Here is a 10,189-nt window from a genome sequence, read left to right on the forward strand (position 1 = left end):
GACTTGCATGTGTTAAGCACGCCGCCAGCGTTCATTCTGAGCCAGAATCAAACTCTCCAGTTATAATTCTTTTAAAATGTTTTTTTATGTGCTTGCCTGCACTTAAAACATCTTTTTACTCAATTCATTCACTAACCGATTTTCAAAGATCAAATTCTTAAAAACTAAAAAAATCTTTTTGAAAAGGTCGCCCTGCCGAACAAGATTCCCGTCTCAAGAAGACTCAATAAAACTACATGAGTTTTTCAGCGTTGTCAAACATTTTTTAAAAAATAATTTCGGCAATGCCAGGCACTCATTTTTTACCCTCCTGAATAATATAATATTATCTATCCTTTTCATACAAAATTCATCCCCAAAACCTTGGAATCATAAGATTTTCCTCCTTCGTTGTGGGTAAAACGAAATCAAAACAGAATTTGCCCGTGGCAATTATTTTGTATTGGTCAATATCAATCCCTGGGGGAGACTTTCTCCATAGATCTGGCTTTCTTCCCGGGATTCAATGGGGATTGCCTGTTTTACCATGGCAACCGCTTCTTTTCCTGCCCCCATATTCTCAAACCATGGAAAAATATCATCAACCATCTCCCTGGACAGATCCCGGGTGCGGTCATCGGTTTTTCTAACCATTTGGGCCACAGCCAAAACCACCGGCTCTTTCTGTGTCCAGGACATTTTCATTAACTTCTGCACCCAGGCCCCCACCTCCCGGGCAGATATCACCCGATCCACTGACCCATAGAGCAATTCCCTGGCACCCAGGCGGGATACAGCCCACAAATGCTGACGGGGGGTCTTGGCAGGCTTCATACCATTGAGCAACTTTCTGCCCAATACCACCTTATCTTTTACCAGAAGACGCTCCATGTTGGCCGCGGCCATCCACATCTCTGTCATCTCCTGGGGCGGCATTTTTTTGGCGGCACTTCCCCCTGACACCAGGGATGAGATGTCCTGGAAAAATTGACGCTGCTGCCCTGCGGTGAGCCCCCCGGCAATACGCCGACAAAAAATCCACCAATCCACAGCGTTTTGTCTGGATTTAGGAAAAATGAGGCCACCCAAATAAATTTTCCACAGTTTTCTCACCCGTTCTTCATCAAAGGCGTCCCCAAATCCCGGTCGAATGCAAAACCCCATCAAATTAAGCCATTTCACCTCATGGGCCGGGCTAAGCTTCCGAGTTTCAGAGCGCTCAATCAGAACATCAGCCATGCGTCGCAAAAAAGAGAGAGACCAAGCCCCTTTTTTCTGCCCCAGAATGGATTCAATGGACTTTGTAAGTTGTTGTACTTTTTTTATGTCTTGTTTGTTGGAAAAAGCCGATGTCACAGATTTCAGTGCCCGGGCCACCTGGTCCTCATCAAAAACTTCGGTTTCCCGGGTTTCCAGCACCCCCTGGACATCCCGCAATTGAAATTGCAGTTTCCACCGGTGGGAGCTGATACAAGATTTACACCACATGGCAAGGGTACCAAGTTCAGTGTATTCCGGCTCTATGGTCACAGGAATGCGACGTTTCTCATCCTTTTTTCCAAATCGAATCACCGTTTGAAGGGGTGTCATGGGTGTGAGGGTGTCATCCACCACAACCACATCCCCACTTCTATCACCGGATCTGAAACTTGAACTGAACATATCAAAGCTCACCGGCTGATTGGTCAAAACCTCAAAGGACATCTGCGGCAACACAATGGTGGACCCTTCATCCAGTCCCCTCTCCACCACACAAAGGGCACGGGCTGAATTTCCAGTGCCCCCTCCATTGGTATGCCCCCCATGATTACCGGCGGCAAATGAGCCATCCCCATTTGCAAATTCTCCATTAAGGATTGCCCCATCAACAACAGTGACATCCTGGGATTCCAGGGGAGGGTTAGCGACACCGGCATCTGGTCGTCTTTCTTCTGCGGCAATGCCAATATAATAGCTCCTGGGGCTGCCGCTTCCCACACGGACGCCGGTGCCCTGTTTTACCAAGCCATAGTAGGAAGCTCCCAGAGCCACGGACAGATCAGGTTCACCGTTCTCCAACACACCGGGAAGTGTATCATCGTCCATGGCAAACCACGATCGAATGGCGGAGCGGGTCCTGTCTTGGAGAAGGGACGGCTTCAGGGAACCGCCATTAAAAAGAATCAAATCTGGTATGGGGGGCTTTCCCAAGAGGTCAATGACATCTTGCCTGTGCTTTTCAAGGAACCAGCCGATGTGACGGGTGATGGCAGGCTCCTGCTCGTAGGGAAGCCCAAACTCCGCCATGGCCTTGCCCTTTTTTTTACGGGCATCTGTTTCCGGGGTGACATCGGGAAAAAAACCGTTGCACAATATATTTTTCACGGCATCCCGGGTGAGGTCTGCGGCCAGGGTACCGGCAATGAGAGAACGACCCTCCCCTTTCAGGGTGATCCTTACGCGCTCTTCACCCTTTTCCAGAATTTGTTCCTTGGCACTACGGCATTTATGACACAGGGTTTTCCATTTGTCCCCGGACAAAGCACTTTTCTGGGAAAATTGTGATTCAACATACCGGGCCAGGGCAAGATCAATGTTATCCCCCCCCAGAATAAGGTGATCCCCCACGGCAAGACGCTCAAAACGGGGACTTCCCTGGGATGCTTTCAAGGTGATGAGGGTAAAATCTGTGGTGCCCCCGCCCACATCGCACACCAGGATCAAATCATCGGGCTTGACAAACTGTTGCCAGTCATGTTCATGGCGGATGAGCCATGCATAAAAAGCAGCAAGGGGTTCTTCCAGCAAGGTAACACGGTTACCCAGGCCTGCCATGCGGGCCGCCTCCAAGGTAAACTCCCGGGCCTCTTCATCAAATGATGCAGGTACGGTGATCACGGTGAACTGATTTTCAAGGAAAAGATCTTCATCCTTTACAAAATGGTTCCAGGACTTCTTAATATGGCGTAAAAATTCCGCAGTGGTTTCCACCGGGGAAATTTTCTCCACCCCCTGTGCCCCCCAGGGCAAAATTTTTGCCTGACGGTCGGCCCGGGCGTGGCACAGCCAGCTTTTGGCCGACGATACCAAACGGGAAGGCACCGCTCCCCCATGATCCCGGGCAAAGACACCGACAAATTGATCCTTTTCCCGCTTCCAGGGATGCTTTAAAGATTTCCGGGAAATGTCATACTCACCGGGAATGTAAAGAAATGACGGCAGCACAGGCACAGGTGTAAATTCTCCGGCACCGGTGAGCTGGGGCACTTTAAACATCTTAATGGGGCGTTTTTTATCCCCGGCGGACAGGGTGGCAAGGTCCACAAAAGAAACCGCTGAATTTGTGGTGCCAAGATCTATGCCCACAACATATCTTTTATCCTGAAAATCCAAATTTATTCCCTTAGCGACCGATTAAAAATTATTTCAAAGGGGAAATTTGACTGATTCCGACAGAGATATACCGGTCTCATCGCTGACTCGCCCCCTTCTCAACTATTTTTTAATACAATGAGATATTTTAAAAACAGGTTTTTAATCCTTAGGGCGCACATTGAGCTCAAGGCGCCATTTTTTATCATCATCCCGGGAGCAGGCCCAGAATTCAAGGGTCCCGATCTCAGTGACCTTTACTTCAAAGGTTACCGGGATTAAGGCCTGGTCTTCCCCTTCCAGATGGGTCTCAATGGTGGACATCTCTCTTATGTCCATATCCTCCCAGTTGTCAATGACTTCGCCGACCCCATCCTCTTTGCGGGTGGATGAAGTCAATATGTCAAAGGTCACCGTCTCCCCCACCACCAGGTTAAACAATCGATCCCGGGATTCAGCCTGGGTGCCTTCTTCCATGCCAAAGGGGGCAATACAAAGGGCCCTTGTGGGCATGGGAATACCGGGCACCGCAGGCATGGATGCTTCAATGGCCATGTAATAGGATTGACCAAGACCGGCACGGATACGAACCCCGTCCCCCTGGGATGCCTGGCCGTAATAGGCGGCTCCCCGGGCCACGGAAAGATCAAAATCAATGGCATCCACTTCCCGAATGCTCCCCTGGCCCACACCTTCCTTCCAGGCTGACAGCACATCCAAAACCCGCCGACGCATGAGGGTGGACTTCATAACCCCGCCGTTAAACACCACCACTGTGGGTAACTTTACATTGCCAGCGTCATCCCTGTGGGAGGAGACAAAGCGGGCCAGATGTCGGGTGATACCGGGGTCTGCCTCATAGGAAAGACCAAATTCCTTCATGCCCATGGCCGTGGCAGCCATGGGCTCATCTGTCAGGGCACACCGGGGGAAAAAACCATCCAGCACCACCTGCTCCACATCTTTCAAATCCAGACTGGCCTTGATGGTACCTTTAATCAAACCGGACCCTCTGCCCAAAATTGTAACAGGATATTTTTCCACACCCTGGTCAGAAAACAGATTCTCCTTGGCATTGCGGCAGGAATGAACCAGGCCCCTCATTTGCCAGGCATCCAGCTTTTTTTTCTTTTCCTTTAATTGGTGGGCAAGGAAATAGGAAAGGGCAAGATCAATGTTATCTCCCCCCACAAGCAGGTGATCCCCCACTGCCACCCGTTCCAGATCAAGGGCACCCTCATCATTTTCCTTAACTTCAATGAGACTGAAATCACTGGTACCCCCGCCCACATCACACACCAGTACCAGATCTCCTTTTTCAACGCTGTCCCGCCAGGACTCACCGGACTGATCCAGCCAGGAATAAAAAGCTGCCTGGGGTTCTTCAATGAGAATGATGTCATTGAACCCGGCCTGCTTTGCAGCCGTGACGGTGAGCTCCCGGGCAACGGCATCAAAGGAGGCCGGCACGGTGAGATAAATGTGTTGTTTTTCCAGAACAAGTTCCGGATCATCCAATGCCATTTCATGATTCCAGGCATCCCGGATGTGGGATAAAATTCTGCTGGAAGCCTCCACCGGAGAAATTTTTTCCCCGGAACCGGTGACCTCCCAGGGAAGTATGGCTCCTTCCCTGTCCACGGCGGCATTGCACAACCAGGATTTGGCAGAAGATATCAGTTTTCCAGGGACTTCGGCCCCTCTGTTTCTGGCAAACTCCCCCACAGCGGCCGCTTCATCCTGACACCACGGCAGGGCAAATGACGGAGATTCTATTTCACTTTTTTCTTTAAGATAAAGAAAGGAGGGCAAGGCATCCCGTGTATCCAGCACACCTGCCTCGGTGAGCTGGGGTATCTTAAAAACATTGATCCGGGATGCGTCATCTTTTTCAGCATCGGTCCAGGCCACCACTGTGTTGGTGGTGCCAAGGTCAATACCGACTATATATCGGGCTTTTTCCACAAAATACTCCCTTTATTCAATTTCAACTTCTGCGGGCACAATGATACCGGAATCCAAAACATCTGCCAGTTGAGGAACCTCTTTTCTGGCGGCTTTCCATCCTCTATGTCTTAGCACCCCTTTAAAAGGCGGCTCCCCTGCCACATTACCGGTGAGTTTTACAGCGTTGGGATCAAACCCGGGTTCAATTTCAATTTCATCCCCCTCTTCCTGATCCAGAACCGGAGCCGGTGCGATATATTTATCCATGGCAGCTTTGCAGTCTTCCTGGACGCTTCTGACGGCAGCACCGATCTGCTCATCATCATACAAACTTAAATCTTCTCCAAAAAAATCCAGCAACCGCCCTTCCCTCTGGAGCACAGAAAGCATGTGTAAAAACATGCGTCTTTTTCGTTCCTGATCCAGGCGCTGTTGTGCAGGATCTTTTTGTCTTTTTCCTGTTTCCTGCTCCGGTTCCGATGCCACATCCATTTTTTTAAAAAGACCGGAGACACCGATTTTGAGTAACAACCACATCACCAAAGTGAGAAACAGAAATATCACCGCCATGGCCGGGATCACCCAGGAAACAAAGGAGGTGATCAAAAGTTGCAGGAATTCTGATAATTGTGGCAGGGAACTCACCGTTACTTCAATGTTAATGAGGGGTAATATTAAAGAATTTCCCCCATCCGAAGACAAGGCGGCCAGCAGGTATTGCAGACCATAGTAACAGCCCCCGGTGATCACAGCGGCAAGCATGGTCATGAATAAAAAAATCATTGTAAAAGACCGGCGGGAAAATTTTGCTGATTTATCCAAGTTATTATGTTCTCCTGTGGTTTTCTGGGCGTATCTCAATGTCGGCAACCTGTCATAATGCGGATCCATGACGTGTTGGGGTGGCCGGAATTAGAACCGAAACCAGATAATAACACAAATTTTGGGTTTATCAAGGGGGTCGGCAGGATGGATTTCAAGGATGCGGGCAGGTTTTTCATTTTTATGGAGAAACATGCAGAACACAAGTATGAAAGGAGTAACAAAAAGTCATGACATGAAACAGAAATATTTAGAATCTGAACCCGGTGTCTTTAATTTGTTTTATGTAAAGGGCAGGAAAGCACTTTTCAATGGGTGAGCCATTAAGGGTTCAAATCATTTTATGATACTGGACATCCATCAATGGCTATTCATCGTTGATAACAATCATATCCTTATTGGCCTGAAAGGTTTTTTCTCCCACGCCTTTAATTTCCATGATTTCCTCAGGTGTTTTAAATCCCTGATGGGCTTCACGGTAAACAATGATGGCCTGGGCGGTTTTGGGACCCACATTTTTTAAGACAGTGAGTTCTTCAGCGCTTGCGGTATTAATATTCACTTTTTCCATGGCTGAAACCATGGTAACACCTGAGATCATCAGAAAGAGACTCAAGATCGTCATTATTACTGTTTTTTGCACAAATGTCATATTCAATTCCCCCATTTTAGATAGTTAAAATTGTCAATCAATAAGGGAGTCAGCTGTATTCCATCCGCTGCTGCATTGATGACAAGCGCCACGGACGGATCTTTATTCTGACCCCAAGGCTTCTGAATAATTCTGAGAACAAAGAGAAATCGAGATAAAAAAACAATTCAGACATACCGGGGATTAAACAAAAGCCGACAACATACAATGGAAGTGCTTTCCTGTTTTTCATTGCAGGCGGCTGCTTTCATGAATAAAAAAAGAACCGCTTGTCACTTAACTAACCAAAAGAAATCCAAAAGTCAAGTTTTTATACATTATACAATTACAATCAATCTTGAGAAGCCCTGAATTTATTAATTTAGCGTATTTAAGCATCCTTTACCCTAAACGTTTAAAGAAATAGCAAGTCAAATCTTAAAGTTGCATAAACCCATAATCTAATCCTTTCAAAAAGCCCTTGATTGGTATATGTGGGGCTTTTTACAAAAAAACCTTGGAACGCATTAACGGTGCCAAAAAATTTCGTTTTTTTGCTTTGAGTACCTTCAACGACAAGAATTTGGGATGTTTGTGGAAAAATTTTACACTTTTTAAAAAGTGATGCTCCAATTTGAGGCAAAATTTGAAATAAGTAAAATGAGAACAAATCATGCCAATTCTTTTCATTAAAAATAGGCTTTATACCACTTTACAAAACTCTCAAGCCCTTTTTCAAGGGCAGTTTGGGGTGCAAATCCAATGCGGGCTGTCAATTCGGAGATATCTGCATAGGTGGCAAGCACATCCCCGGGCTGCATGGGCAGCATGTTTTTTATGGCTTTTTTTCCGAGAAGTGTTTCGAGGATTTCAATAAATCTTATTAATTCCACGGGCTGATTATTTCCTATATTATAAATGCTGCAGGGGGCAGATGTGCCAGCCCCATAGATATTTTCATTGGGTGCGGGTGGCAGCGCCATTAGCTTTATCACCCCCTGCACAATATCATCAATATAAGTAAAATCACGCTTCATGTGACCGTTATTATACACATCAATGGGTTCTCCTGCCATAATGGCCCTAGTGAATTTATAATATGCCATGTCTGGTCGCCCCCAAGGACCATACACCGTAAAAAATCGCAAACCCGTAACAGGTAATTGATACAGATGACTGTAGGCGTGGGCCATGAGCTCATTGGATTTTTTAGTGGCAGCGTATAAAGAGACCGGATGATCCACATTATCTTTTATAGAAAAAGGCATTTTACGATTAGCACCATATACTGAACTGCTGGAAGCATACACCAAATGACCGACCTGAGCATTGCGGCACCCTTCCAGGATATTAGCAAAACCAATAAGATTTGAATCTACATATGCAATAGGATTTTCAATGCTATATCTCACCCCGGCCTGCGCTGCAAGATTTACCACCACATCAAATTCATTTTCTGCAAATAGACCGTTAATATCATTATGATTTGCAATATCCATAACTTTAAAATCGAATCTCTCTTTTTTTTCAAGCTGTTTCAGACGATCATGTTTCAATTGAGGATCATAATAACTATTAAGATTATCAATTCCAAAAACCGATTTTCCCAAATTTAGCAACTCTTGCGCCAGGTGAAATCCAATAAATCCTGCCACACCCGTTATTAATATAGACATATCTATTTCCTTAACGTTACAACACACATCATTTGAATTTAGTTTACTTCATCAAAATATGATTTTTTAATCGCTTACAAGCACACATATTATTTTAGGCTCATCCGAAAATAGCATGCTTTTGTCGATACCCCCTTAATTCCCAAGGCATTCGACAACCGTCCTTTAATGATCTTCCTGTTCTGAAATATGCCCTCTCACCCAAGACTGGAAAGCTTATTTCGGAATAAAAAAATGGGGCTTGGTTCTAATTTCGCCCACTTTGAGTAACACGCATCAGGCAATAATCATTAACTCATTTGAATTTATCATATTTTTTTCATCATTGACTGTTTGGAGTATATCCATTGGGCAACGTTAGAACCAAGCCCAAAAAATGATTCCCATTCTAACAATTGAAAGCTGTCCAAAGTCAGCCTATCAAAGGGGATGAATCTTATCGTATATAAAATACTCCACAAATCAGGAGTGTTTTCCAAGATTCGTTGTGATCAGATCCGAATCAGAATACGGCCTTGGCAGCTATATGAACCAGTTACCCTCAAGCAAAGCCTTTGAGGGGCAATTGAAATTCACCAATTAGGCCATCTATGGTCACGGTAGGAATGCCGGTTATCCGGCCCTCGTACAGATCCGTACGTGAGGTATTACCTCATACAGCTCCTACCTCGGGTAATAACGCTGAAACCTCAGATTTGGAAAAGGATGTATCAGTCTGACTCTTGGTATCAACCATCTGATTAGTTTTTCAAAGCGTTCCCATGTAAAACTTCGCCCTTTTTGACTTCTACGCCTCAGTGTGTGGAGCCATGCCCCTTTGGACTCTGCCTTGAAGCAATCCCATAATCTGATAGCCACATCCAGAAAATTTTCCTTGTATTTTTTGCGTGAGCGGTCACGGATGCCTATGAAAATGTGTAAAAGCCGGGTGTGCTTTCCATCAGCAGAAAGGTGTCGGGGTAAAAGTGCTGCTGATTTGATGGTTGTTCCCAAAAGACTGTTTCTACCAAGGGATGCTTCAAGCCTATACCAAAACATGGGATTCCTTCCAAAGTAGTGGATCAGAGCCCCCCAAAAAAAACTGCAAACTTGCGTAAAAACAGAGGACTTTCAACATATTCTACAAACCCAACCGTATCTGGCATGACAAAAGACAGCCTGATGGTATAGCTGCCACAGTCTACCAATATTCTTCTGGTTTTAATTTTCATTTTTTTTGAGAATTTAATCTCTTTCATTTTGTACTCGGAAATCATTTTAGCCGGGAAAAGCTCGGGGTTTTTCTTGATTGCCAAGTCTACTTCCATCCGGGATTGCATGGCATGTTGGATAAGGATGCAACATTGTGCTTGACAAAAGTGCATACAAATAGTTCGATTCATGCGGGGGGGGGGTGGTATCTGAAGCTGGAGCCATCATAAATCCTTTTGCTAAAAATTGTGTTTGGCGATTCAACTTTATCACAAAAGATAAATCTTTCCAGCCTATTTTACTGCCCTCGACACCAATCCTCAAATCCATTATAATCAGTACAATTTTATTCGTATTCACGAAAAACCTTTTTGTTTATAATGGCTCTAAGAACAAGGCAAAAAGACAAACAAAAAAGCGAGCATGTCGACACGTTTTTATCAAATCATTTATAACAATTTAAGAACTGCCCGATAAGAAGTGAACATTGCTATATACCCTAACCTGGACAAGCCAGAACCAAAAAGGTTTTGTTGAATCACCATTCGCGGTATAATGATTCCCATAACATACAAATGCGAAAGGAGGTCAA

The 10,189-nt window shown here is 45.5% G+C and carries 6 protein-coding genes and 1 rRNA gene; all 7 read right to left on the minus strand.

The genetic code is table 11. The features are described from left to right. Window positions 1-63: ribosomal RNA gene (locus B9A32_RS20360) — 16S ribosomal RNA — on the minus strand; the annotation flags it as partial. Between the two features lie 369 nt (window positions 64-432). Then, window positions 433-3,351, minus strand: coding sequence for an Hsp70 family protein (locus tag B9A32_RS20365; RefSeq protein WP_084071939.1), 2,919 nt, complete (start codon window positions 3,349-3,351; stop codon window positions 433-435). A gap of 141 nt (window positions 3,352-3,492) precedes the next feature. Beyond that, entirely contained in the window at window positions 3,493-5,295 is a 1,803-nt protein-coding gene (locus tag B9A32_RS20370; RefSeq protein ID WP_084071942.1) for an Hsp70 family protein, read from the minus strand. A gap of 12 nt (window positions 5,296-5,307) precedes the next feature. Next, on the minus strand, window positions 5,308-6,060 hold the full coding sequence (locus tag B9A32_RS20375; RefSeq protein ID WP_232367250.1) for a DUF2760 domain-containing protein: 753 nt from the start codon (window positions 6,058-6,060) through the stop codon (window positions 5,308-5,310). Between the two features lie 406 nt (window positions 6,061-6,466). After that, window positions 6,467-6,700, minus strand: a complete 234-nt coding sequence (locus B9A32_RS20380; protein ID WP_212638043.1) for a ComEA family DNA-binding protein — start codon at window positions 6,698-6,700, stop codon at window positions 6,467-6,469. 719 nt (window positions 6,701-7,419) lie between these two features. Then, on the minus strand, window positions 7,420-8,406 hold the full coding sequence (locus B9A32_RS20390; protein WP_084071948.1) for an NAD-dependent epimerase: 987 nt from the start codon (window positions 8,404-8,406) through the stop codon (window positions 7,420-7,422). Window positions 8,407-9,467: 1,061 nt separating this feature from the next. After that, entirely contained in the window at window positions 9,468-9,701 is a 234-nt protein-coding gene (locus B9A32_RS20400) for a hypothetical protein (RefSeq protein ID WP_084071953.1), read from the minus strand. Between the last annotated feature and the right edge of the window lie 488 nt (window positions 9,702-10,189).

This window comes from Desulfocicer vacuolatum DSM 3385 (genome assembly GCF_900176365.1).
Taxonomy (GTDB): Bacteria; Desulfobacterota; Desulfobacteria; order Desulfobacterales; family Desulfobacteraceae; genus Desulfocicer; species Desulfocicer vacuolatum.